The 948-nt window shown below is 57.9% G+C and carries 1 pseudogene; it reads left to right on the top strand.

The window, feature by feature from the left end:
* Positions 1-49 precede the first annotated feature (49 nt).
* Positions 50-826 (top strand): annotated as a pseudogene (locus SMC5_RS11240) (5'-3' exonuclease); the annotation flags it as partial.
* Positions 827-948 lie beyond the last annotated feature (122 nt).

Raw genomic sequence — 948 nt, 5'->3', positions numbered from 1 at the left:
CTCACGCTGCTGGGTTGCGCCCGACCCGAGACGTTGATACAATGAGCATATGACGAACCGAGTAGTGCTTGTCGATGGAAGTTCGATTCTGTACCGGGCTTTTTTTGCCATGCCCCATCTCAGCACCGCCACCGGCGTCCCCACCGGAGCGATTCTGGGAACCACGACGATGCTGCTGACCATCATCGAGGAGCTTCAACCACAGTACATGGGTGTCTTCTTTGACCGCAAGGCAGCGACCTATCGCCACGAGATGTTCGAAGAGTACAAGGCCAATCGAGAGGCCATGCCCGACGAACTCGTCAGCCAGCTCGTCAACCTCAAACAACTCATCCGTTCCCTGGGGATCGTCACACGCGAAAAGGATGGGTTCGAAGCAGACGATTTCATCGGTATCTACAGCAAGGTCGCCAGCCAGGCGGGGGTCCCCTGCATCATCTATTCCGGGGACAACGATCTGCTCCAGTTGACAGACGGTAACACGTCAGTACGCATTACAGTCAAGGGAGTGAAGGAGATCAGAGAGTATACTCCTGCGGCAATTCTCGAGGAGTTCGGCCTCGCAGCCCCCCAACTGATCGACGTGAAAGCACTCAAGGGGGATTCGTCCGACAACATCCCCGGGGTACACGGCATCGGTGAGAAAACCGCCCTGAAACTGGTTCAGGAGTTTGGTTCAGTACAGGCATTACTCGAGAACGGCGGCCCCGAACGCTACAGGACCCTGCTGGCCGAGAACCGGGATCTCATCATGCGCAACCGCTCGCTGGTCACGATCCAGATGAACCTGGACGAACCGACCAGGATCGCTGATCTGGACCGCAGCACCCCCGATGTTGAGCTGAGCGCCCAGCTGTTCCAGATGTTGTCCTTTGCGACGCTGAGCCGGCGTGCATCGAAGGTCCTCGGCATGCCATCGCTTGCAGTGGCGCCGATACCGGACCATCG

The sequence above is a fragment of the Candidatus Cryosericum odellii genome, assembly GCF_003570935.1.
In the GTDB taxonomy this organism is placed as follows: Bacteria; Caldisericota; Caldisericia; order Cryosericales; family Cryosericaceae; genus Cryosericum; species Cryosericum odellii.
The sequence above is the reverse complement of the archived record's forward strand: the minus strand, read 5'-3'. Positions and strand labels throughout refer to the sequence as shown.